Source organism: Micromonospora sp. WMMD812 (assembly GCF_027497215.1).
Classification (GTDB): domain Bacteria; phylum Actinomycetota; class Actinomycetes; order Mycobacteriales; family Micromonosporaceae; genus Micromonospora.
In genome coordinates this window covers 4,933,606-4,955,997 of the sequence record NZ_CP114904.1, presented here as the reverse complement: position 1 = coordinate 4,955,997, position 22,392 = coordinate 4,933,606, and the positions used below count along the sequence as shown (strand labels likewise).

Here is a 22,392-nt window from a genome sequence, read left to right as displayed (position 1 = left end):
CCGCCGTCGACGCCGACACGCTAGCCGGGCCCCGACCGGTACGCCATCGGCGGAACCGGCAGACCGGTGCCCGATCAGCCGGCGAGCCGCTGACGCAGGGCCTCGGCGAGGTAGCGCTCGCTGCGCTGCTCGGTGGCGTACGCCAGGCGCACCGCCTCCTCGGCGCTGGCCAGCGCCTCGGCCGGGCGGCCGCAGGCGGCCAGCGCCTCGGCCAGCACGCTGGCCGCGATCACCTGGCTGCGCACGTCCTCCGCCGGTGCGGCCACCGCCCGCCGGGCCCAGTCCAGCGCCTGGTCCCGTTGGCCGTGGGCGAGCAGCGCCGAGGCGTACCGGGCCCACGTCTGGCGGCGCGAGAAGAGCAGTGAGGGCGTGTTGGCGGCGGCGGTGGCCACCGGGGCGAGCAGCCCCACGGCGGTCGCCGGGTCACCGGCGGCCAGCCGGGCGGTGGCCAGCAGCACCCGGGGGCCCACCTGGGCCGGCGCCTGCGGGTTGTGCGGCTCGACGGCGGTCAGCACCGCGCGGGCGTCGCGCTCGGCGGCCGCCACGTCGCCCAGGTCCAGCGCCACGAACCCGCGCAGCGTGCCGGCCATCCCGGTCAGCAGCGGATGGGCGGTGCGGTCGGCGTACGACATCGCGTCGCCGAGCAGGTCGGCGGCGTGTCCCGGCTCGCCCAGCCCCCGCGCCACCACGGCCCGCACGACCAGCGCGAAGCCGCGTCCCCAGTCGTCCGAGGCGGCGGCGAACTCGCGGTACGCCCGGCGCGCCTCCCGGTCGGCGTCGGCCAGCTCGCCCAGCTCGGCGGCCGCGAACGCCTCGACCGCACGCAGCGTGCCCACCGCCCACGCCTCGCCGACCCGCTCACCGAACGGCAGGAAGACCCGTGCCAGCCGGCACGCCTCGCGCAGCCGGCCGGCGAGCAACCGGGCGAACGCCGTGGTGCCGCGCAGCCAGGCCCGCCCGTACGGGTCCTTCAGCTCGGCGAAGAGCCGGGCGGCCCGGCCCAGCACCGCGTCGGTGCCGGCGAAGTCGCCCCGGGTGGTGGTCACCCAGGCCAGGTTCTGCAACGACCAGGCCTGCCCGCGCCGGTCCTGGGCGGCGAGGCTGACCTGGTACGCGCCGGCCAGCCGGCTGCTCGCCTGGCTCAACCGCCCGGCCACGAAGTCGGCCATGCCGAGCCGGCGCATCGCCGAGGCGCGCAGCGTGGGCAGCCCGCCGGCGGAGGCCACCTGCAACGCCTCCTGCCACGCCCCCACGGCGCGGGCCTGGTCGCCGAGCGTCTGGTGCGCCTGCCCGGCCAGGAGCAGCGCGCTCGCCCGGGTGGACTCCTCGCCGGCGTTGGCGGCGATCTTCTCGGCCGAGGCGAGCGCGTCGCCCACCCGGCCGACCTGGAGCAGGGCGCGGGCGTGCCCCACGCGGTCGGCCGCCGGCACACCGTCCGGGGCCAGCTCGGCGGCGCGCTCGGCGTAGTCGACGGCGAGCGCCGGCTCGCCGGCGGCGAGCGACCGGCGGGCGGCCCGGCCGAGCGCGGCGACCCCGAGCGGGATCACCGCCCGCGCCGGGGCGTCGGGACGCAGGGTCACCGCGTCGGCGAGCGCAGCGGCCCGTTCGACGTGCGCGGCGACGAAGTCGTCCCGGTCGGGTTCGGTGAACCCGACCGCCGTGGCGGGCGCCGGGTCGTCCCCGGCGGCCGCGGGCGCCGCCCAGCGGGCCAGCGCCGCGTGCCGCTCGGCCAGCTCGGCCTTGCTCACCCCGGCGTACGCGGCCTCCCGCATCAGCGGGGTGGCGAAGGCGTAGCCGGTGCGGGTGCGGTGCAGCATGCGCCGTTGCAGCAGCTCCTCGACGGCGCGTTCCAGCTCGACCGCGGCCACCGCCGACGGCCGGCCGGCCGACCCGAGGCGCTGCTCGCGGAGCGCCTCGAGGGCGCCGGCCGGCACGGTGTCGCCGACCACGGCGGCGTCGCGCAGCGCGGACCGGGCGTCCAGGGGCAGCGCGTCGATGCGGGCGGCCAGGACGGCGGCGAGATCCCGGGAGAGCAGCCGGCTGCCCAGCGAGCCGGGGGCGAGCCGCCAGCCCACGTCGGCGCCCCGGCCCGGCCCGGCGGTCAACGCCCCGCGCTCCAGCAGCAGGGTGACGAGTTCGGCCAGGTAGAACGGGTTGCCCTGGGCGGTGGCGAGCAACCGGTCGCTGTCGGCTTGGGGCAGCTTGCCGCCGCTCAGGTAGGTGGTCAGCAGCCGGGCGGCGTCGGCGCCGCGCAGCGGCGGCAGCGCGTGCACCTCGGCGTCGGCGACGCGGGTCAGCGCACCGGCCGTCCGGACCAGCTCGGGGCGGCCGAGCAGCAGCACCAGCACCGGGCCGGTCAGCCGGGACAGCGTCACCCCGAGCGCACGGATCGTCTCCGCGGTCGCGTCGTGCAGGTCGTCCACGATCATCACCAGCGGCGCCTCGACGGCGAGCGCGCTGAGCAGGTCGGCGACCGCGTTCGGCACCGCCTCGGCGTCGGCCGGCGGGCCGCCCGTGGCGGTCCACTCTCCGTTGTCGGTGCCGTGCGCGGGCAGTTCGGCGTAGCCGAGCAGGGCCAGAAGCTGGTCGGTGGCGATCGGCGCGGGTTCGCCGCCGCCGCGGGCGAGCCGCTGGCCGAGCCGACGAAATCGCTCCTCCACCGCCGGCCGGGTCAACGCGGTGGACGCGTCGTTGGGCAGGCCGACCGCCGCGCGGACCAGGTCGGCCAGGGGTGCCAGCCGGCGCCGCTCGCCGAAGGCGGCGCAGCGCACGGAGAGCACCCGGGCGCCGGTGTGCGCGGCGTACCGGCCGGCGCCCACGTCGTACCCGGCGGCCAGGCGTTCCACCTCGGCGGCGAACCGGGACTTGCCGATGCCCGCCTCGGCGGTCATGAGCAGCACCCGCGGCTCACCCCGGTCGATCACCTCGGCGAGCCGACCGGCGACCCGGCCGATCTCGGTCTCCCGGCCGACGAACGGCGCCTCGTCGCCGAGACCGGACCGGGTGCCGGGCGCGTCCAGGAGGCCGAGCAGTTCGTACGCCTCGACCGGCTCGCGCTTGCCCTTGAGCCGCAGCGGACGCAGGGCCCGCCAGGACGCGACGTGCCGGGTGGCCGCGGAGGTCCGGGCGCCGGCGTAGACCGCGCCGACCGCGGCGGCGTCGGCGAGCCGGGCGGCGGTGTTGACCGTGTCGCCGATGACCGTGTACTCGATCGCGGCCTGGATGCCGGCGATCACGTCGCCGGTGTTGAGGCCGACCCGCAGGCCGAGCGGCGCGCCGCCGCCGCGCTCGTCGTCGAGCACCCGACGGACCGCCCGCTGCATGGAGAGCGCGGCGCGAACCGCCCGCTCGGCGTCGTCCTCGTGCGCCACCGGCGCGCCGAAGACGGCCATGATCCCGTCGCCGGTCAGCTTGTCCACGTGCCCGCCGAAGGTCTTCACCGCGCCGGCGAGGGCGGCGAGCACCCGGTCGGTCACCGCGCCGACCCGTTCCGGGTCGAGGTCCTCGGACCACGAGGTGAAGTCGGACAGGTCGCCGAAGAGCACCGTCACCACTCGCCGCTCGGCGGCCGGCAGCGTTGCGGCGGCCGGCAGCGCCGCACCGCAGTTGTGGCAGAACCGCGCGCCGGGGACGGCGACGGTTCCGCACACGGGGCAGGTCACGGCTGCTCCAACTCCGTACCCCCGGTCCCGGATTCCCGGCTCGGCACCCCGAGGTACTCCAACTGGGCCCGCACCGACCACTCGGCGGCCCACCAGAGCGACCGGTCCACGTCGGCGTAGACCGCGGCGACCACCTCGGCCGCGGTGCCGGCGCCGGCGGCGACCGCCGCCCGCACCTGGTCGAGCCGGGCCCGCCGGTGGGCGAGGTAGAAGTCGGCCGCCGCGCCGCAGTCGGCCAGGGCCGGGCCGTGGCCCGGCAGCGCGGGGAGCCCCCGGTACGTCGAGAGCAGCTCCAGGCTGGCCAGATAGTCGCCGAGGTGCCCGTCCGGGTGGGCGACCACGGTCGTGCCCCGCCCGAGGATGGTGTCGCCGGTGAGCACCACCCGCTGGCCGTCGTGCTCGACCAGGAAGCAGACCGAGTCGGCGGTGTGCCCCGGCGTCGGGACGAGCCGCACCGACAGCCCGGGGACGTCCAGCGTCGCGTCGGTGGTCAGCGGCGGGCCGCCGATGGTGTGCGCCGGGTCGGCGGCGCGCACCGGCACCCCGCCGAGCAGGTCGCTCAGCCGGCCGGCGCCCTCGGTGTGGTCGGGGTGGCCGTGGGTGATCAGCACCAGCCCGATCGGCCCGCGGGCGGCGATCATGGCGAGATGGCTCTCGTGCGCCGGGCCCGGGTCGACGACGACGCCGAGCCGCTCGCCCGGCGCGCGGAGGAGCCAGGTGTTGGTGCCGTCGAGGGTCATCGGCCCCGGGTTCGGCGCGCGCAGCAGCATCACCCAGCCCGGCAGCTGGTCGGCGAGCGCCGCCGCCGGCGCGGTCACGTGCCCGGTCATGGCTGCGATCGTACGGCCCCGCCCGCCCCTCCCCGCGATCTTGCGGGTACCGCCCGAAGGTTTGTGCCCGTTCACGGCTTTCGCCGCGGTGGCGCCCCGGGCGTGGATCGCGAGGAGCGGCGGGACGGTTCAGCCGACCTCGACGATGACCTCGATCTCGACCGGGGCGTCCAGGGGCAGCTCCGCCACGCCGACCGCGCTGCGCGCGTGCCGACCCGCCTCGCCGAAGACGGCGCCGAACAGGTCCGAGGCCCCGTTGATCACCGCGGGCTGACCGGTGAACCCGGGCGCGGACGCCACGAAGCCGGTCAGCTTCACGATCTTGACCACGTTCTCCAGGCCGACCAGCGAGTCGATCGCGGCCAGCGAGTTGAGCGCGCAGCGCTGGGCGAGGTCCTTGGCCTGGTCGGCGGAGACGCCGGCGCCGACCTTGCCGGTGGCGAGCAGCTTCCCCTCGGCCATCGGCAGCTGCCCGGACACGTAGACGTGCTGCCCGGACTGCACCGCCGGCACGTAGCTGGCGACCGGAGGCACCACCTCGGGCAGCTCGTACCCCAGCTCGGCGAGCTTGGCGTGTGGACCGTTGCTCATGCCGTCACCTCGCCGCCGGCGAGCCGCTCGCGCCGCCGGCTCATGCCTTCGGCCGCTTCAGGTAGGCGACCAACTGGTCCGGGTTCGGACCGGGCACCACGGCGACGAGCTCCCACCCGTCCTCCCCCCAGTTGTCGAGGATCTGCTTGGTCGCGTGGACCAGCAGCGGGACCGTGGCGTACTCCCACTTCTGCATCGGTGCAGGGCTCCCTCAAGAGGCGGAATCTTCGAGGCACAGCCTACGGTCCGGCGGACGGCCCGGGTGCGGGACGCTGCTCCGGCGCGGCCGGCAGCTCGCCGCACCGGCCGCTGTGCTCGTACCGCTGGGGACAGCGGGACCGGTCGGGCAGCAGCAGGTCGCAGAAGACCCGGTGCCGGTTGTTCTGGTCGTCGGCGTTGGAGACGGTGGTCTCGCCGGCGTCCAGCTCGGGCAGGAAGCCGAGGGAGACGGCGATCCGGCCGGCGAGGGCGGTGGCCGCGGCCAGGTCGGGCACCCGGATCGGCAGGTGGATCACGTAACCGGGCTCCTCGTCCTCCCGGCCGGGCGCGACGGGCCGGCTCACCGGCCGCACCACCTCCACCGGGTCGGAGATCCGGCGGTACGACCGCTCGTTGACCGGCAGGCTCCCGACCGGTCCCTCGGCCTCCCCGGCGGCGCCGGACCCGACCCGGCGCGACCGGTCGTTCGCCGGGAACTGGGCTCGAGGGATGTTCTCCACGTCGCGCATGTACTGCCTCCGGGCGTCGTACCTGGTCAAGTCCCCGCTGCTCGCCGGTCCGGGCCCCGCCCCCGACCGGTCCCCCCGCGCCGGCACGACCGTAGGTCGGGCACCGGAGTCCCGCCAACAGGACGCGCGCGCCCCATCCATCGCCAGTCACATATGTGACAGATGCCGGGTACGCTCCCCCGACTGGCCACGCTCCCACCACCGGGACTCACCACGGGCGACACCGGCGGGGCGGCGTGCCGCTACCCTTCCGTTCCGGCGGCACGTGACGGCGTGGCCGCGAGCCTCGACTTCATGCTCGACGCCGGGTGGCGGAGAGCGTCGCACCCCCGGGGGAAGAGATGACCCAACCGCCCAGCGGCGACCCGACCGGCTCGCCGGCCACCCCGCCGGCCCACCCCGGCCTCGCCGGTGAGCCCGGCACCCCGGGCGTTCCCGCGCAGCCGCCCGCCCCGGGGCAGCCGCCCGCCCCGGGGCAGCCGCCCGCCCCGGGGCAGCCGGGCGCCCCGGCGGACGCCGGCCAGCCGGCCGCTCCGACCTCCTCCGCGCTGCCGGGCGCCCCGGCCGGCGCCGGCCAGCCAGACGGCCCGGCTCTTCCCGGTCAGCCGGGCGCTCTGAGCACGCCGGGCGCCCCGCCGGTCGGGCCGCCCCCGGTGACCGACCCGTCGGCGCCCGGAATGGGCTACCCCCCGTACGGGCCGCCCGCCCCGCCGAAGAAGCAGCGCGGCCTGCTCATCGCCGCGATCGCGCTGGTGGTGATCCTGGTGCTCTGCGTCGGCGGCGGCGTGGCGGCGTTCCTGACCCTGCGCAACGCCGAGACCGGCGAAGGCGCGAAGGAGCCGGCGGTGGCGGTGGACCAGTTCCTGACCGCCGTCTACAAGGAGCGGGACGCGACGAAGGCGGCGAAGCTCGTCTGCTCCTCCTCGCGGGACGACGACAAGATCGCCGCGAAGGTGGCCGAGGTGGAGAAGTACGCCTCCGGCTACCAGAACCCGCGATTCCGGTGGACCACGCCGAAGGTGGACAACAAGACCGGGGACCGGGCCACCGTCTCCACCAAGGTCACCATGACCACGGCGGACGAGAAGGTGGCCGACCAGGAGCTGCGCTTCACCGTGGTGCAGAAGACGGGTTGGTGGGTCTGCGAGGTCGCGTGACGCCGGTGGCTGGATAGGCTCGACGGGTGGGAGCAGCTGACCGACCGGGCGATCCGGCCGCTACCGGATGGCCCGCCCGTCTGCACGTCGTCACCGGCAAGGGCGGCACCGGCAAGACGAGCGTGGCGGCGGCACTGGCCCTGGCACTGGCCAGTGGCGGGCGACGCACGCTGCTGCTCGAGGTCGAGGGACGGCAGGGCATCGCCCAGCTCTTCGGCATCGACCCGCTGCCCTACGAGGAGCGGCACCTCACCGACGCGCCCGGTGGCGGTGAGGTGCGGGCCCTGGCCGTGGACGCCGAGGAAGCGCTCCTGGAGTACCTGGACATGTTCTACAAGCTCGGCGCGGCCGGCCGGGCGCTGCGCAAGTTCGGCGCCATCGACTTCGCCACCACCATCGCCCCCGGCCTGCGGGACGTGCTGCTCACCGGGAAGGCGAAGGAGGCGACCACGCGCACCGTCGGGCAGCGGCGGGTGTACGACGCGGTGGTGCTGGACGCGCCGCCGACCGGACGGATCGGCCGCTTCCTCAACGTGACGGCCGAGACCGCCCGACTGGCCAAGGTCGGCCCGATCAAGACCCAGAGCGACGGAGTGTCGGCGCTGCTGCGCTCGCCGATGACGGCCGTGCACGTGGTCACCCTGCTCGAGGAGATGCCGGTCCAGGAGACCGTCGACGCGACCGAGGAGCTGACCTCGCTCGGCTTCCCGGTGGGCCGGGTGATCGTCAACGGCACCCGGCCACCGCTGCCCGCCGGCCGGATGGTCACCACCGCCGAGCTGCGGCGCGGGCTGCTCGCCGCCGGCCTCCCGGCCGACCGGGCCATCGTCGCCGGGCTGCACGACGAGGCGGGCGACCAGGTCGTCCGCCGGGAGCTGGAGGACTCGCTCCGGACCGACCTGGTCGAGCTGGGCCTGCCGTTGGTCGAGCTGCCGCTGCTGCCCGACGGGGTCGACCGGGCCGGGCTGGCCGCCCTGGCCGAGGCCCTGCTGCACGCGGATTGACTCACACCTGCGGTCAGCACCGGCGCGCGGACCCAGTCGGCCCGATACGCTCGATTGGTGCCTTCCGAAGACGCCGCGCCGCAGCTGGACGTCGACCAGATCCTCGCTGATCCGGGCGTCCGGATCGTGGTGTGCTGCGGCGCCGGCGGGGTGGGGAAGACGACCACCGCCGCCGCGCTCGCGCTCCGGGCCGCCGAGCGGCACGGCCGCCGCACGGTGGTGCTCACCATCGACCCGGCGCGCCGGCTCGCCCAGTCGCTCGGCCTGACCGAGCTGGACAACACCCCGCGCCAGGTGAAGGGGATCGACGTCGAGGCCAGCGGCGGTGAGCTGCACGCCATGATGCTCGACATGAAGCGGACCTTCGACGACGTGGTGCTCCAGCACACCGATCCGGCGAAGGCGGCGGAGATCTTCGCCAACCCCTTCTACCAGGCGATGAGCTCCACCTTCTCCGGCACGCAGGAGTACATGGCGATGGAGAAGCTCGGGCAGCTGCACGCCCGGGGCGAGTGGGACCTCATCGTGGTCGACACCCCGCCGTCCCGCTCGGCGCTGGACTTCCTCGACGCGCCGGCCCGGCTCTCCCGCTTCCTCGACGGCCGCATGCTGCGGTTGCTGCTCGCCCCGGCGCGCAGCGGGGGGCGCAGCATGTTCAGCCTGGTCACCGCCTCGTTCGGGATGTTCTCCAAGGTCGTGCAGAAGGTGCTCGGCGCCCAGTTGCTGACCGATCTCTCGGGCTTCGTGGCGGCGCTCGACTCGATGTTCGGCGGCTTCCGGCAGCGGGCCGAGCAGACGTACCGCATCCTCCAGGCGCGCGAGACGGCGTTCCTGCTGGTCGCGGCGCCGGAGTCGGACGCGGTCCGGGAGGCCGCCTACTTCGCCGGCCGGCTCCGTGAGGAGCGCATGCCGCTGGCCGGCCTGGTGCTCAACCGGGTGCACCGGCCGGCGGTGCCGGAGCTGGACGCGGCGCGCAGCCGGGCCGCGGCGGACCGGCTGGCCGAGCTGGGCGGCCACGAGGGCACCGTCGACGTGCTGCGGGCGCACGCGGCGCTGGCCCGACAGGCCGTACGCGAGCAACGGGTGGCGGCCCGGTTCACCGAGGCGTTCCCGGCCGTGCCGACGGTGTCGGTGACGGCGCAGCCCGCCGACGTGCACGACGTCGACGGGCTGCGAACGATCGGCGCGGCGATCAGCCGGTCGTGACCAGGATCTTGTCCTTGCCCGACTTGTCCTTGCTGTTCTTCTTCATCGCGGCCTCGAACATCTTGCGCCAGCTCGTCACCTGGGGGTGACGACGCAGCAGCGCTCGGCGTTCGCGTTCGGTCATGCCACCCCACACACCGAACTCGATCCGGTTGTCGAGCGCGTCAGCCAGGCACTCGTACCGAACTGGGCAGCTCCGGCAGATCCGCTTCGCCACGTTCTGTTCGGCGCCCTGGACGAACAACGCGTCCGGGTCCCCGTTCTGACACGCCGCCAGCGACGGCCAGTCGGCAATCATGCCCATGTGTACACGTCCCCCCTTGCAGTACCTACCGACCTCGTTACGCGTCAGCCGGCAATTCCCCCCGATCGCCCGCGCGGCCTTCCCCAAGGCGGCACGGACGACATGTGGCGCTGTCGCCGCCACCATCATGCTCTGTAGTCGCCTGATTACGCAACGTTGTCGGCCAAATCCATCATTCCGGACACTCGCGGCTTCCCGGCCGTCGGCCGTCGCTTACCCCTCCCCAGTACGTGAAAACGCTGCGGAGCCTCTCCGTCCGGAGGAGACTCGGCGCCAGGTCCCACGCAACCACGCACCAGGGGTCGTGCGTTTAACACAACGAGGGCAGCGCGCGCAGGAAATGGGGAAAGAACGCCCCAGCGCCCCTCGTTCCCTGTACGCGTACCCTGTCGAGGTGACCTGGATGCGGAAACGTGACCACAACGTGCTGACCAACGCCGCATCGCTGCTCATATGTGGCCTGTTGGCCGGCGTGGTGGTCGCAGCGGCGGCCTTCCCCGCGGTGGCGATGTCCGGACTGGCGGCGAAGGCCGGCGCCGAGACCTTCGGTGCACTGCCCACTGAGCTGACGGTGGCGCGCCCACCACAGATCAGTTATCTGCTCGCCTCGGACGGCAAGACCCCGCTCGCCACCATGTACGACGAGAACCGTCGCGACGTGAAGCTCGCCGACGTGTCGCCGTACATGCAGAAGGCGATCGTCGCCGCCGAGGACCACGACTTCTACAAGCACAACGGCGTCGACCTCAACGGCATCGCCCGCGCCTTCGTGAACAACCAGAACGAGGCCGCCGGGCGGCAGGGCGCCTCGACGCTGACCATGCAGTACGTCCGGCTGGCCATCGCGTACTCGGCCACCCACCCGGCCGACGTGGTCGCCGCGACCGAGGACACCAGCGCCCGCAAGCTGCGCGAGATGCGCTACGCGCTGCAGATCGACAAGGAGCTCTCCAAGGACGAGATCCTGGAGCGCTACCTGAACATCGCCTCGTTCGGCAACGGCGCGTACGGCATCTACGCCGCCAGCCAGGTCTACTTCGGCAAGACGCCGAAGAACCTCAAGATCGAGGAAGCCGCGCTGCTCGCCGGCATGGTGAAGGCGCCCACCACCAACGACCCGACCACCAAGAGCGGCTACTCGCTCGCCAACGACCGGCGTAACTACGTCATCGACAACATGGTGAAGATCGGGGCGATCACCCAGGCGGAGGCCGACGCCGCCAAGGCCATCAAGTTGACGGTCAAGGACAAGCGCACCCCGAACGGCTGCGTCGCCACCAACGAGAAGGACTGGGGCTTCTTCTGCGACTACTTCTACCGCTGGTGGATGCAGCAGGAGACGTTCGGCTCCACCTCGTACGACCGGGAGCGGCGGCTCAAGAGCGGTGGCTACACCATCGTCACCACCCTCGACCCGCAGGCCCAGCGGGGCGCGGACAAGGCGGTCCGCAAGGCCAAGAGCGTGAACAGCAAGGAAGCGGCGATGGTCGCGGTGGTCGAGCCGGGCAGCGGCCGGGTGCGGGCGCTCGCGGTGAACCGCAACTTCAAGCTCGATGACAAGAACAAGCCGGCCAACAAGCCGCACAGCGACCCGAAGCAGCGCAAGAAGGGCCTGCGGGGCAACTACCCGAACACGGTGAACCCGCTGCTCACCGGCGGCGACGGCATCACCGGTTACCAGGCCGGCTCGACGTTCAAGATGTTCACGATCGTGGCGGCGCTGGAGAAGGGCATCCCGCTCAGCTACACCATCAACGCGCCGCAGCAGTTCAAGTCCGAGTACATCATCGACAGCAGCAGCCCGGCCGCCTGCCCGGGCACGCACTTCTACTGCCCGACCAACTCCGGCAAGAAGGCCGGCGGCGTGCAGAACATGTGGAGCGCCTTCAGCGCGTCGATCAACACGTACTTCGTCCCGCTGCAGCAGCAGGTCGGCGCGGAGAACGTGGTCGACGTGGCCAAGCGGCTCGGCATCCAGTTCCGCCAGAGCGAGGACGCCAAGTTCGCCGGCACCAAGGACGCCGCGCACCAGTGGGGCGCCTTCACCCTGGGTGTCTCGCAGACCACTCCGCTCGAGCTGGCCAACGCGTACGCCACCCTCGCGGCGGACGGCAAGTACTGCGAGCCGATCCCGGTCCAGAAGATCACCGGCCCGGACGGCAAGAACCTGGACATCGCCAACCCGCGCTGCGAGAAGCGGGTCAGCACCGAGGTGGCCCGCGCCGCCGTGGACGCGGCCCGCTGCCCGGTCGGTGACAACTCCGCCACCACCAAGTGCGGCGGCAGCCGTACGGCCTCGAACGTCCGCGGCATCGTCGGCAAGCCGGTGGCCGGCAAGTCCGGCACCACCGACTCCGAGAAGACCGCCGCCCTGGTCGCGATGACCAAGCAGTACGCGGTGGCCGGCATCATGGCCGACCCGGACTGGCCGCAGACCAACGTCAAGATGGGTCACAACGAGCCCACCGGCATCAACCCCCCGGTCTACGAGACGTTGCGCGACGCGATGAAGGGCAAGAAGGGCATCGAGTTCGACCCGCCCGGCAAGAAGATCTCCGAGGGTGACCAGCGCTCCATCCCGGACGTGAAGTGCCAGCCGGTCGAGAGCGCGAAGTCGCGGATCAAGGGCGCCGGTTTCGACGCGGTCGTCTCCGACGTGAAGGTCGCCTCCAGCTGCCCGCCGGGCACCGCCGCCGGCACCAGCCCGAGCGGCCGGACCATCAAGGGCGGCGTGGTCACCATCCAGATCAGCAGCGGTGGCGGCGCCCAGCCGGGCACCCCGCCGACCGGCAACCCGCCGAACGGCAACGGAGGCCGCCCCGGCGGTCGCCCCGGCGGCTGATCCCCGGCGGCGCGGGCCGCACCGCCGGCCGCGCCCGAACCCGTGAACAGCGACGGGCGGGCACCCCGATGGGGGTGCCCGCCCGTTCCGCGTACCGGAGTCGCGGTGCGGGTCAGAGACCGAGCTGCCGGCGTACCTCGGCGGCCACGCGGCCCCCCTCGGCCCGGCCGGCCACCGCGGCCTGGGCCGCCTTCATGGCCGGGCCCATCTGCGCCTTACCGGTGAAACCGCCGGCGGCGAGCGCCCCCGAGACCAGGTCGGTCAGCTCGGCGTCGGAGAGCTGCTTCGGCAGGTAGCGGTCGAGCACCTCGCCCTCCGCGGTCTCCTTGGCGGCCTGCTCGGTGCGGCCCGCCTCGGCGAACGCGGTCGCCGCCTCCCGGCGCTTCTTCGCCTCCCGGGTCAGCACCGCGAGCACCTCGTCGTCCGTGAGCTCGCGCTTGGCCTTGCCGGCCACCTCGGCGTTGCCGACGGCGGCCAGCGCCATCCGCAGCGTGGAGGTGGTCAGCTCGTCGCGCGCCTTCAGCGCGCTGCGCATGTCCGTGGTCAGGCGGTCCTTCAGCGTGCTCATGGACGGTCAAACTACCCTGAACATCATGCGAAAGCGCACACTATTCCGGGTCGCGGCCGGGACCGCCGCGATTGGCGCGGCCACCCTGGCATACGCGTCGCTCGTCGAACGCAACATGTTCACCCTGCGCCGGTACGACGTGCCGGTGCTGCCGGCCGACGCGGAGCCGCTGCGCATCCTGCACCTGTCGGACCTGCACATGATGCCGGACCAGGCGCGCAAGCAGGGCTGGGTGGCGTCGCTGGCCGCCCTCGATCCCGACCTGGTCGTGGTGACCGGGGACAACATGGCACACCCCGACGCTGTTGCGGGTGTCCTGCGCGCGGTGCAACCGCTGCTCGACTTCCCCGGCGCCTTCGTCTTCGGCTCCAACGACTACACCGGCCCGGTCTGGAAGAACCCGTTCACCTACTTCCTCCGCGACCGGGAGTACACCGAGGGCGTCGAGCTGCCGTACGAGGAGCTGCGCGAGGTGTTCACCGGGGCCGGGTGGCTCGACCTGAACAACGCCCGGACCACGCTCAAGGCCGGCGGGCGGGTGATCGACCTGGTCGGGGTGGACGACCCGCACATCGAGCGGGACGACTACCCCGCGGTGGCCGGCCCGGTCGCCACGTCGGCCGACCTGTCGATCGCGCTCGCCCACTCGCCCGAGCCGAGCCTGCTCGACCAGATGGCCGCGGACGGCTTCGGCCTGCTGCTCGCCGGGCACACCCACGGCGGGCAGGTCTGCGTACCGGGGGTCGGCGCGCTGGTGACCAACTGCGGGCTGCCCCGGTCGATGGCCCGCGGCCTGCACCGCTGGCCGGGCTCCGACTCGTGGCTGCACGTCTCCGCCGGCCTCGGGACCCACCCGACCGCGCCGGTCCGGTTCGCCTGCCCTCCGGAGGCCAGCGTGCTCACCCTCATCCCCCGCTGATCCTCCCCGCCCCGGCCCCCGCCCCGGCCCCGGCCCCGGCCCGGCCCAGATCCGCGCAATTTCTCTGAAGTAGTGGCCTCATCGGCCCTGGGAGGCCACTACTTCCCGGAAGTTGTGCGGATCTTGACTCGCTACCCGACGGGCGAGCCGCCGGCAGGGGTACTGAGTTTGACCACCGGACCGGGTGGGCTACTATTTGTCGGCACGCCTCGGGGTGTGGCGCAGCTTGGTAGCGCGCTTCGTTCGGGACGAAGAGGTCGTCGGTTCGAATCCGGCCACCCCGACCAGGTGCAGAGGGCACATCCAATCTATGGATGTGCCCTCTGCGTTTCTTAATTGACCAACCCGGCTGACCACGCCCAGTGCCACGAAGTTGTGCCGTAGCTCACGGGGAGTCCAGGCGGCCGGGTCAAGACCGACGACCCCACCGCCGTCTACACCGCCGATACGCGAGCAGGGACCGCTGCCCGGCTGTGTCGGGTCTCAGGACCCGCGTGACAGAACGGACTCACGACACGGGTGACACGTCCGGCTAGCCAGGGGGTGCCGGCGGCTCGGGCGGGCCTCGTCGGGCACGGCCGGCGTCAGATGCGGCGATCCCGGCCAGGACAAGAGCAGCAGCGGCGGCAACCAGCACCGGCGGCAGCACGACCGTTGCCGGTGAGATGGCGGCGAGCACGAGGACCCTGGCCACGCGGTGTCGGGACACCCGGCCGAACACCGCGTACTCCAAGGTGGCCCGTCCGGCGAGGAACAGTGCGGGTCCGCCGAGGATGACGGCGGCCCAGGCCGGTGGTGTGTGCCCGAACGGGTGGTCGATCACGAGCTCGTCACCGACGGAGATCGCCACGACGCCGGCGACCATGACCAGGTGGGCGTACTGCGCCGACACGCCGACGCGGAGCGGATCGGGGGCCGCGGCGACGGCTTCGCCCAGCACCTCTCCGGCACGGTGGATGTAGATCCCCCACAGCAGCACCGTGGTCGCGAACGCCACCACGGTCGCCGCGCTGCGGCCCGCCCCGAAGCCGTCGCTGCTGAGCCCCAGCCCCGTCACCAGGATCAGCTCGCCGAGCGCGATGATGAAGCCCTGCCGATGCCGCTCGGCCAGAAACTCGCCCGAGATCGAATAATCCGCCGCGCTGGCGCGGCCCATCCTCGGCATGGGTCAGCCGAGTCTGGCCACCGTGTAGTCCACGGCCACCGCCAGCGCCCACAGCACCCCACGCGGCCAACCCTCGATGAGGGCGCCCGCGAGCCACGGCACCCCCGACACGCCGAACCAGACCAGCATCCGCGTCTCGGGACGCTGCCGCTTGTCGCCCCGCCTGACGGTCACGAGACACAGGCTGCGACCGACCTGGACGGCGACGTATGCGCCAGCGAAGACCGGGCCGTGTTCGCCGAAGGCCTTCGGCGCCGCGGCCGCCAGCACCAAGCTGCCGAACATGCACCCGATGAACAGCACCTGTATCGACGGCCGTCGAGGGTCGAACCGGTCAGCTACGCCCGTTGTCTCGTTCCACACCCACCACAGGGCGAGCAGCAGCACCAGGGTCTGGAAGGCGCCGCTCCAGTTCAGATGTTCCCGCAGCCCTTGCGAGAGCCGAAAGATGGCGAAGACAAACACCAGGTCGAAGAACAGGTCCAGGAACGTCGCCCGCTGCTCCTCCGGTTCCCGCATCAGCCGGGCTGCGCCGCCCTTCATCGGTTCGCCCCGTTTCTGCATCTTCTGTCAGCCTTTGAAACAGTCGTACCACCCGGCAGCGCTGGTGGATGTGGACGTGCTGCTGCGGCCCCGGGCCGAACTGCCTCGCCCGTGGCGGACCGATCGCCGCTCTGTCCGGAGAGACCGACGACGCGGACGTCCTGCGATCCCGGTTTGCGCGTCGCCGGACCCGTCTCGCCGTCGACCACCGGCAAACTGCCCGGTCTCGCCCGCTTCGCCCCTGCGGGCTGGAAAGGTGGGCGTCATGACGACGGACGACCCGGCGGCCGACGCCGCGTACGCCGCCGCGCTGGACACGGCCGAGCGTCTGCTGGGCTTCCGCCTGGAGCGCTTCCTCGGCGCCACGCCCGGCGAGCCGGCCAACGGCGCGGACTTCAAGCGGATCGCCACGATCCACGCCTTCGGCGACGTCTGGCCGCGCACGGAGCACCTGGACACGCGGACACGCGCGCTGGTGTCCGTGACCATCGCGGCGACCCTCGGCGTCCTGGAGCCGCTGCGCGGCCAACTCCGCATCGCGCTCACCTCCGGCGCCACCAAGGAGGAGATCGTCGAGGTCTTCCTCCAGATCGCGGCGTACGCCGGCGTCGCGCGCGCGTTCGACGGCTACCAGGTCGCGGCCCAGGTGTTCGAAGAGGACTCGCACGGCTGAGGCACGGGGTCCAACGATCGCGCTAGCATTCGGAGCCGTGCTGCGGAGTTGGTGGCTGGCGGGGCTGATGGTGGTGTGCGGGGTGTTCGTCGCGGCCGCGCAGGAGCAGCGGTGGCAGGCCGTGACCTGGTTCCTGATCTTCCTGGCCCTCGGATTCCTGCTGTCGCCGCTGGTCTTCCCCCGATCCGTGCCGGCGGCTCAGGCACAGCAGCGCAGCGCGTCGGACGGCCGACCGATCGTCTACTGGCGGCCCGGCTGCACCTACTGCCTCCGCCTACGGCTCCGGCTCGGCCCCAGCGCCCACCGGGCGTACTGGGTCAACATCTGGAGTGACCCCGCGGGCGCGGCGGCGGTGCGCGCCGTCACCGGCGGCGATGAAACGGTGCCGACCGTGGTGGCGACCAGCGAGTCGGCCGTCAACCCGGACCCGAGCTGGCTACGGCAGCGGTTGCGCCGCTGACCCCGCTCCCGTGCCCTGGTCCCGCGCCCGGCGTATCGTCCTCGCCATGTTCTGCGTCGAACTCTCCTTCACCGACAACGACCCGCGACGGCTCGCGATCCGGCCCGCCCACCGGGAGCGGTTGCGCGCCCTGTTCGAGCAGGGGGAGATCCTGGCCTCGGGCCCTTGGCAGGACGACTCGGGCGCGCTGCTGATCTTCACCGTCGACCGGGAGCGGTTGGACCAGATCCTGGCCGAGGACCCGTACTACACGGCGCCCGGTGTCGAGGTGGTCTCGGTGCGGGAGTGGCACCCGGTGGTGGGCCCCGCCGGGCCGAGCGGTTCATGACCAGCGGCGCCGGCCCCGCCCGGGGGGCCGGCGCCCGGTCGGAGCGCCCCGCCTCGGCCGTGCCGCCGGCCGCACGTGCCGCTCCACCTCGCACTGTGCGGTCAGCACCAGCACGAGCAGCGCCAGCGCCGGCAGCGCCGGCAGCAGCCGGGCCAGCGGCAGGAGCACCAGGACCAGCCCGGCGCCGGCGAGCGGTAGCCACGGGGCCTCGCCCGTGCTCAGCCGCAGGAAGAGCGTCCGCCCGGCGAGATAGAGGGCGGAGCCGCCGTACAGCGCCACCAGCGCCGGCATTCCGAGCGTCCCGTGCTCGCCCTCCGGCGCCTCGTCGATCAGCGTGGCCAGCACCTGCTCGATGCCGAGCGCGACGTACATGATCCCGGCGATCAGCGGGAAGTGGGCCAGGCTGTAGGCGTCGCCCGCGATGGTGCCCCGACGTGGCTCCGCCGCCGCCGCGAACACCCGCTCGGCGGCCGGCGCGACCCGGTCGAAGTAGAGCCGCCACAGGCAGACCGCGACGGCCAGGCCGAACAGCGCTGCCACCAGGACCGACCACCTGGTCAGTTCGGTGCCGGCCCCGGCGCCGATCGAGATCAGCGACTCGCCGATCGCGATGATGATGACCAGCCGGTGCCGCTCCGTGAAGTGGGTGACGCTGCGCAACTGCCAAGGGCTGTAGCTGGTGGCGAACCGGCTGCCGCCGACGTCGACCACGAACGCCAGCGCCCAGAGCGCCGTCTGGGCGGTCCCGCCCAGCAGTGCGCCGGCCAGGAGAGTGGACCAGCCCAGAATCCCCGGTACGGCGATAAGCCGCAGCGTCCGGCTCAACTGCTGGCTCCCGGACACGTGCAGGTAGAGCACGAGATGCAGGGCCCGGACCGCGATGTAGGACAGCGCCAGGAGCAACGGCGCGGGCACACCGGACCCGCCCTCCTCGTCCCCCCACGCGTCGGGGATCACGAGCGCGGCCACGAACATCGCCGCCATCGCGGCGAGGGTGCCGGCGCGGATCAGGCCGACGTCCGCCCGGACCTCGTTGCCCAACCAGGCGTACGCCGACCACGAGAACCAGAGCAACAGGAACAGCAGCAGCCCCCGGGCCAGGGTGACGCCGGTGGGCTGCCGCGCCATGAACTCGATGATCCGGGTGAGCGCGAAGACGAAGACGAGGTCGAAGAAGATCTCGAAGCTCGTCGTTCGATGAGCCGCCTCGGTCCGCAGGTAACGGGACCGGAAGATGGGCATGCCGTCATCTTCCTGCCGGTCTCCGGCACGGCGCGTCGGTTCCGGGATCCGCCGCTGCCGACGTCCCGCGGTCTGACCCCGGCGGTGTCCGTCCGCCGGGCGAGGTCCCGCCCGGCAGTGCCCGTCCGCCCGGCGAGGTCCCGCCCGGCAGTGCCCGTCCGCCCGGCCGGCGCCTCAGTCCTGCCGCTCGGCCCGCTCGATCTCCGCGAAGGCGGCCGAAAGGTAGGCGTCGAGCGGCCGGCCGGTGCCCGCCAGCAGGTCGGCGACGAGCAGCGGGGCGTGCCGGGCGATCGCCGGCGGATCGGGCGGGGTCTCGTCGGCGTCCGGGTCGTACACCCCGAGGGCGCCGGCGAGCAGGACCAGCAGTACGTGCGGGTCGACGTCGGGACGCCACGGCGCCGCCGCTCGGACGCAGCGCTCGAGCACCTGGCGGACGTCGTCGCCGTCCAGGCCGTCCGGGTGGCTCTCCTCGAGCAGCAGCCGGACCACCGCGCCGAGGACCAGGCCGGACCGTTCGACCGTGCCGAGTCGGGTCACGACCTCGTCGTACGCCTCCGAGTCCCGGTGCTGCGCGGCGGTGACCGCCTCGGTGGCGGTCACGGCGATCTCGCGGGCGGATGCGGGCAGACGGCGCCAGGCGGTGGTCACCCGGCCAGCATCGCAGAGCGGGCCGACACCGGCCGGACGACCCCGTGGGGTTCGTCACGTGCCGGGTCGTCGCGCGTCCGGTCGGCCGGTAAACCGGTCGCAGTTCGTCACAGCCTCCCACCAGAATCGCGGCATGTTACGTCGCGCCCTGCCCCGCCGCCCGGAAGCCCGCCGGATCCTCGTCGGCACCCTGCTCTCGGCGATCGGGCGCGGCCTGACCCTGCCGTTCCTGTTCATCTACCTGACCGACGTCCGGGGGCTCACTGACACCCGCGCCGGCCTGGTCATCGGCTGGTACGGCGCGGTCACCCTCGCGCTGTCGCCGCTCGGCGGCACGTTGATCGACCGGTTCGGCGCCCGCCGCGTGGTGCTGCCCTGTCTGCTGGTCGAGGCGGTGGGCACCGGCTCGCTCGCGCTCGTCGACTCGACCGCCTCGGCCTTCCTGGTGATGACCCTCATCGCGATCGGCAGCTCCGCCATCTGGTCCGGGCAGAACACGATCCTCGCGTCGCTGACCGACGACGGCGAGCGCCAACGTGTGTTCGGTCTGAGCTTCGCCCTGCTCAACCTGGGCATCGGCATCGGTGGCCTGGTCTCCGGCGCGGTCGTCGACACCAGCCGCCCGGTCACCTTCCAGATGATCTACGTGCTGGACGCGATCAGCTACCTGATGCCGGCGCTCATCCTGCTCACCCTTCCCGCCGTCGGCCACCGGCTCGCCGCCGCAGCGGCGGACGACCGGCCGTCCGCCGGCGGCTACCTCACCGTGCTGCGGGATCGGCCGTTCCGGCGTCTGGTCATCTTCGGCCTGATCCTCACCACCTGCGGCTACGCGCAGATCGAGGTGGGCTTCACCGCGTACGCCATCCGGGTCGCCGAGGTGACTCCCCGCGTCGTCGCCTGGGCGCTCGCCGGCAACACCGTGATGATCGTGCTCGCACAACTGGTGGTGATCCGGCGGATGGACGGGCGCAGCCGCACCGGCGCGCTCGCCGCCGTGGGCGCGGTGTTCGCGACCGCCTGGCTCGTGCTCGGCGTCGCCGGTGTCATCGGTACGGGCAACGCGCTGGTCGCCGCGCTCGGCGTGGTGGCCTGCTCGGCGATCTTCGGTTTCGGCGAGACGATGCTGTCGCCGGTGATGCCGGCGCTGACCAACGCGCTGGCGACCGACGAGCTGCGCGGCCGCTACAACGCGATGAGTTCGATGATCTTCGGCATCAGCGGGGTGATCGGTCCGGTGACCGCCGGCCCGCTGATCGGCGCGGCCGACGGCAAGATCTGGGTCGTCGCCGTGGTCGGCGGCTGCCTGACCGCCTCCGTGGTGGCGCTCTCCCTGCGCCGCCTGCTCACCCCGGCGCAGGACGGCCGCCGCCCGCTCACGGCGTCGCTCGAGCCCGTCGGCACCCACGCCTGACCCCGCCCAACCCACCGCGTGGGCCCCACCGCATGCACGCGCGGCTGCGTCGCTCGCTTCAAGATCGCACTACTTCCGGGAAGTAGTGGCATCAGCGCGCGGAGAGGCCACCACATCCAGGTTGGAGCGTGATCTCGCGTCGGGTGGCGCCGAGCGCGGCGGCGGCGAGGGCCCGAGGCCTCGGGCACGGGGTCGGGGAGCACGCGTCCGGCGTGGCGGTCGGACGCCGGGGACCGGGGCCGAGACGCGGGCGGGCCGGAACGGGTCGGGCCCCGGAGCTGCTGCTCCGGGGCCCGATCGGGTCGGGGCCTGCCGTCAGGCGGCGGGGGCCTCGGTGGCGGTGCGGATCCGGTCCAGCGCCGGCGCGGAGACCGGCGACTCGGCGGTCAGGTACGCCACGAAGGCGTCCAGGTCGATCAGACCGGTGACCAGGTTCGTCCCGGCGGTGAGGGTGCTGAAGCCGTCACCGCCGCCGGCCAGGAAGTTGTTCACCGTCACCCGGTAGGTGGCGGCGGGGTCGACGGTCGCGCCGCCGAGGGCGAGGCTGCCCCGGACGACCCGGGTGCCCGCGCACGGGTCCGTGGCGGGGGCGGTCGTGCCGTTCGGGTCGACCACGTAGCGCACGGTCGACGACGGATAGAGGACCCGGTTGACGACGAACTGCTGCTCCAGCACGCAGTAGAGCTGCGCGCCGGTCAGGTCCAGCGTCACGAGGTTGTTGGCGAACGGCTGGACCGTGAACGCCTCCTCGTAGGTGACCGGGCCGGCGTCCAGGTCGGCCCGGACGCCGCCGGGGTTCATGAACGCGGCGACCGCGTTCTGCTCGGTGTCGGTGGCCGCGAACTGCGCGTCGGCGATCAGATTGCCCAGCGCCGACTCGCCCATCGTCGTACCGAACAGGGATTCCTGGCTGCGGGTGATCGCGGCGGTGGTCTCGCCGACCTGCCGGTCGGCGACCGGGCCGAGGACGGTCTTGTAGCGGTCGATCAGCGCGGTCTGCCGGGCGTCCTTGGCGACGTCCCGGGTGACGACGACGTTCTCGGCCTTGGCCGTGATCACGTCACCGGTGCGCTTGTCGATCTTCAGATCGATGTCGGTGACCAGGCGGCCGAACGAGCTGGCGCTCGTGACCAGCTTGTCGTTGATCTCGCAGTTGTACGCCTGGTGCGTGTGCCCGCTGACGACGGCGTCGATCGACGGGTCCATCCGGTTGACGATGTCCACGATCGGGCCGGTCATGCCGACGCAGTCGTTGATGCCGCCGGTGGCGGCCTGGTTTCCGCCCTCGTGCAGCAGCACGACGATCGTCTGCACACCCTTGCGTCGCAGCTCGCGGGCGTACTTGTTGGCGGTCTGCGCCTCGTCGGCGAAGCTCAGGCCGGCCACGCCCTCCTGGCTGACGATCTCCGGGGTGCCCTCCAGGGTCATCCCGATGAAGCCGATCTTGACGCCGTCGACCTTGTGGATGGCGTACGGCGGGAGCAGCGGCCGGCCGGTGGCGGTCTTGAACGCGTTGGCCGACAGGTACTGGAAGCCGGCGCCCTTGTACGGGGTGCCGTCGGCGCAGCCGTCGACCGGGTGGCAACCACCGTTCTGGATGCGCAACAGCTCCTTGGCACCCTCGTCGAACTCGTGGTTGCCGACGCTGGCGTAGTCCAGCCCGGCCATCGACAGCGCCTCGATCGTCGGCTCGTCGTGGAACGCCGCGGAGAGCAGCGGGGAGGCGCCGATCAGGTCGCCGGCGGCCACCGTGATGGTGTTCTTCTTCTTGGCCGCCTCGCGCAGCTCGGCCAGGTGGGTGGCGAGGTACTCGACGCCGCCCGCGGTCTGCCCGGCGATGGTGCCGCTGGAGCCGCTCGGCGGTTCGAGGTTGCCGTGGAAGTCGTTGAGAGCGAGCAGGGTGACGTCGACGGGCTTCGGTCCCGCCTCAGCCTGGTCGGGGGTGCTGGTGACCGCGCCGAAGGCGGCCACCGCGAGTGCGGTCAGGCCGACCGCGGCCCGACGCATCCCGGGGATGGACATGGAACTCCTCTGAGGGTTCGGCGCGTACGGTGTCCGGCCGATGGATCGAGCGGGCTCCGACCGACACCGTCGGAAGGATCGGTCTC

General features: G+C 73.1%; 19 protein-coding genes, 1 tRNA gene and 1 pseudogene. 10 read left to right on the top strand and 11 right to left on the bottom strand.

Annotated features, from left to right (window positions below; genetic code table 11):
* Nucleotides 1-74: 74 nt before the first annotated feature.
* From O7603_RS22895 to O7603_RS22875, 5 genes are all read right to left on the bottom strand, one after another.
* Entirely contained in the window at nt 75-3,662 is a 3,588-nt protein-coding gene (locus tag O7603_RS22895; protein ID WP_281571838.1) for an adenylate/guanylate cyclase domain-containing protein, read from the bottom strand.
* Nucleotides 3,659-4,492 carry an MBL fold metallo-hydrolase gene (locus O7603_RS22890; protein WP_281571837.1) on the bottom strand — a complete coding sequence of 278 codons (834 nt, stop codon included), beginning with the start codon at nt 4,490-4,492 and terminating at the stop codon, nt 3,659-3,661. The genes O7603_RS22895 and O7603_RS22890 overlap by 4 nt, the downstream gene beginning before the upstream one ends.
* 129 nt (nt 4,493-4,621) lie before the next feature.
* Entirely contained in the window at nt 4,622-5,083 is a 462-nt protein-coding gene (locus O7603_RS22885) for a RidA family protein (RefSeq protein ID WP_281571836.1), read from the bottom strand.
* Nucleotides 5,084-5,123: 40 nt separating this feature from the next.
* Nucleotides 5,124-5,279, bottom strand: coding sequence for a hypothetical protein (locus O7603_RS22880; RefSeq protein ID WP_174242689.1), 156 nt, complete (start codon nt 5,277-5,279; stop codon nt 5,124-5,126).
* 43 nt (nt 5,280-5,322) lie between these two features.
* Nucleotides 5,323-5,811: a hypothetical protein gene (locus O7603_RS22875; protein ID WP_281576775.1), complete on the bottom strand. Its 489-nt coding sequence runs from the start codon at nt 5,809-5,811 to the stop codon at nt 5,323-5,325.
* Between the two features lie 614 nt (nt 5,812-6,425).
* On the opposite strand from O7603_RS22875, the gene O7603_RS22870 reads away from it, so the two are divergent.
* Genes O7603_RS22870 through O7603_RS22860 form a run of 3 tightly spaced genes read left to right on the top strand, consistent with a single transcriptional unit; the run spans nt 6,426 to nt 9,178 of the window.
* Nucleotides 6,426-6,968: a hypothetical protein gene (locus O7603_RS22870; protein WP_281576774.1), complete on the top strand. Its 543-nt coding sequence runs from the start codon at nt 6,426-6,428 to the stop codon at nt 6,966-6,968.
* 26 nt (nt 6,969-6,994) lie between these two features.
* Nucleotides 6,995-7,972, top strand: coding sequence for an ArsA-related P-loop ATPase (locus O7603_RS22865; RefSeq protein WP_281571835.1), 978 nt, complete (start codon nt 6,995-6,997; stop codon nt 7,970-7,972).
* Between the two features lie 54 nt (nt 7,973-8,026).
* The gene (locus O7603_RS22860) at nt 8,027-9,178 is read left to right on the top strand and encodes an ArsA-related P-loop ATPase (RefSeq protein ID WP_281571834.1); all 1,152 of its coding nucleotides are present in this window, start codon (nt 8,027-8,029) and stop codon (nt 9,176-9,178) included.
* Here the strand turns inward: O7603_RS22860 and O7603_RS22855 are convergent.
* Complete coding sequence (locus O7603_RS22855) at nt 9,165-9,482, bottom strand: WhiB family transcriptional regulator (RefSeq protein WP_091594219.1); 318 nt, start codon at nt 9,480-9,482, stop codon at nt 9,165-9,167. The two genes, O7603_RS22860 and O7603_RS22855, sit on opposite strands and share 14 nt — an antisense overlap.
* A gap of 403 nt (nt 9,483-9,885) precedes the next feature.
* Between O7603_RS22855 and O7603_RS22850 the strand changes: the two genes are divergently transcribed.
* Complete coding sequence (locus tag O7603_RS22850) at nt 9,886-12,324, top strand: transglycosylase domain-containing protein (protein ID WP_281576773.1); 2,439 nt, start codon at nt 9,886-9,888, stop codon at nt 12,322-12,324.
* A 112-nt stretch (nt 12,325-12,436) separates the two neighbouring features.
* Here the strand turns inward: O7603_RS22850 and O7603_RS22845 are convergent, their stop codons facing one another.
* Complete coding sequence (locus O7603_RS22845; RefSeq protein ID WP_281571833.1) at nt 12,437-12,892, bottom strand: GatB/YqeY domain-containing protein; 456 nt, start codon at nt 12,890-12,892, stop codon at nt 12,437-12,439.
* Nucleotides 12,893-12,917: 25 nt separating this feature from the next.
* Between O7603_RS22845 and O7603_RS22840 the strand changes: the two genes are divergently transcribed.
* A complete protein-coding gene (locus O7603_RS22840) occupies nt 12,918-13,811 on the top strand; it encodes a metallophosphoesterase (RefSeq protein ID WP_281571832.1) in 894 nt (297 codons plus the stop codon).
* A gap of 210 nt (nt 13,812-14,021) precedes the next feature.
* A tRNA-Pro gene (locus O7603_RS22835) sits at nt 14,022-14,098 on the top strand.
* A 245-nt stretch (nt 14,099-14,343) separates the two neighbouring features.
* On the opposite strand, the pseudogene O7603_RS22830 reads toward O7603_RS22835, so the two are convergent.
* A pseudogene (locus O7603_RS22830) lies at nt 14,344-15,495 on the bottom strand (low temperature requirement protein A).
* Nucleotides 15,496-15,784: 289 nt separating this feature from the next.
* On the opposite strand from O7603_RS22830, the gene O7603_RS22825 reads away from it, so the two are divergent.
* The 3 genes from O7603_RS22825 to O7603_RS22815 are packed head-to-tail and all read left to right on the top strand — an operon-like array spanning nt 15,785 to nt 16,980.
* Nucleotides 15,785-16,192 carry a carboxymuconolactone decarboxylase family protein gene (locus O7603_RS22825; RefSeq protein ID WP_281571831.1) on the top strand — a complete coding sequence of 136 codons (408 nt, stop codon included), beginning with the start codon at nt 15,785-15,787 and terminating at the stop codon, nt 16,190-16,192.
* A gap of 37 nt (nt 16,193-16,229) precedes the next feature.
* Complete coding sequence (locus O7603_RS22820; RefSeq protein WP_281571830.1) at nt 16,230-16,652, top strand: glutaredoxin domain-containing protein; 423 nt, start codon at nt 16,230-16,232, stop codon at nt 16,650-16,652.
* Between the two features lie 46 nt (nt 16,653-16,698).
* On the top strand, nt 16,699-16,980 hold the full coding sequence (locus O7603_RS22815) for a YciI family protein (RefSeq protein WP_281571829.1): 282 nt from the start codon (nt 16,699-16,701) through the stop codon (nt 16,978-16,980).
* Here the strand turns inward: O7603_RS22815 and O7603_RS22810 are convergent.
* Nucleotides 16,975-18,222, bottom strand: a complete 1,248-nt coding sequence (locus O7603_RS22810; RefSeq protein ID WP_281571828.1) for a low temperature requirement protein A — start codon at nt 18,220-18,222, stop codon at nt 16,975-16,977. The genes O7603_RS22815 and O7603_RS22810 overlap by 6 nt on opposite strands.
* Before the next feature lie 174 nt (nt 18,223-18,396).
* The gene (locus O7603_RS22805; protein WP_281571827.1) at nt 18,397-18,870 is read right to left on the bottom strand and encodes a hypothetical protein; all 474 of its coding nucleotides are present in this window, start codon (nt 18,868-18,870) and stop codon (nt 18,397-18,399) included.
* Between the two features lie 133 nt (nt 18,871-19,003).
* On the opposite strand from O7603_RS22805, the gene O7603_RS22800 reads away from it, so the two are divergent.
* Nucleotides 19,004-20,284: an MFS transporter gene (locus tag O7603_RS22800; RefSeq protein WP_281571826.1), complete on the top strand. Its 1,281-nt coding sequence runs from the start codon at nt 19,004-19,006 to the stop codon at nt 20,282-20,284.
* A gap of 315 nt (nt 20,285-20,599) precedes the next feature.
* On the opposite strand, the gene O7603_RS22795 is transcribed toward O7603_RS22800, so the two are convergent.
* Nucleotides 20,600-22,306, bottom strand: a complete 1,707-nt coding sequence (locus O7603_RS22795; protein ID WP_281571825.1) for a bifunctional metallophosphatase/5'-nucleotidase — start codon at nt 22,304-22,306, stop codon at nt 20,600-20,602.
* Nucleotides 22,307-22,392 lie beyond the last annotated feature (86 nt).

What these genes read in the sequence shown, in the direction of transcription:
- O7603_RS22890 (WP_281571837.1), bottom strand. Translation starts at nt 4,492, where the DNA reads ATGACCGGGCACGTGACCGCGCCGGCGGCGGCGCTCGCCGACCAGCTG.
- O7603_RS22885 (WP_281571836.1), bottom strand. Translation starts at nt 5,083, where the DNA reads ATGAGCAACGGTCCACACGCCAAGCTCGCCGAGCTGGGGTACGAGCTG.
- O7603_RS22880 (WP_174242689.1), bottom strand. Translation starts at nt 5,279, where the DNA reads ATGCAGAAGTGGGAGTACGCCACGGTCCCGCTGCTGGTCCACGCGACC.
- O7603_RS22875 (WP_281576775.1), bottom strand. Translation starts at nt 5,811, where the DNA reads ATGCGCGACGTGGAGAACATCCCTCGAGCCCAGTTCCCGGCGAACGAC.
- O7603_RS22855 (WP_091594219.1), bottom strand. Translation starts at nt 9,482, where the DNA reads ATGGGCATGATTGCCGACTGGCCGTCGCTGGCGGCGTGTCAGAACGGG.
- O7603_RS22850 (WP_281576773.1), top strand. Translation starts at nt 9,886, where the DNA reads ATGCGGAAACGTGACCACAACGTGCTGACCAACGCCGCATCGCTGCTC.
- O7603_RS22845 (WP_281571833.1), bottom strand. Translation starts at nt 12,892, where the DNA reads ATGAGCACGCTGAAGGACCGCCTGACCACGGACATGCGCAGCGCGCTG.
- O7603_RS22840 (WP_281571832.1), top strand. Translation starts at nt 12,918, where the DNA reads ATGCGAAAGCGCACACTATTCCGGGTCGCGGCCGGGACCGCCGCGATT.
- O7603_RS22825 (WP_281571831.1), top strand. Translation starts at nt 15,785, where the DNA reads ATGACGACGGACGACCCGGCGGCCGACGCCGCGTACGCCGCCGCGCTG.
- O7603_RS22815 (WP_281571829.1), top strand. Translation starts at nt 16,699, where the DNA reads ATGTTCTGCGTCGAACTCTCCTTCACCGACAACGACCCGCGACGGCTC.
- O7603_RS22810 (WP_281571828.1), bottom strand. Translation starts at nt 18,222, where the DNA reads ATGCCCATCTTCCGGTCCCGTTACCTGCGGACCGAGGCGGCTCATCGA.
- O7603_RS22800 (WP_281571826.1), top strand. Translation starts at nt 19,004, where the DNA reads ATGTTACGTCGCGCCCTGCCCCGCCGCCCGGAAGCCCGCCGGATCCTC.
- O7603_RS22795 (WP_281571825.1), bottom strand. Translation starts at nt 22,306, where the DNA reads ATGTCCATCCCCGGGATGCGTCGGGCCGCGGTCGGCCTGACCGCACTC.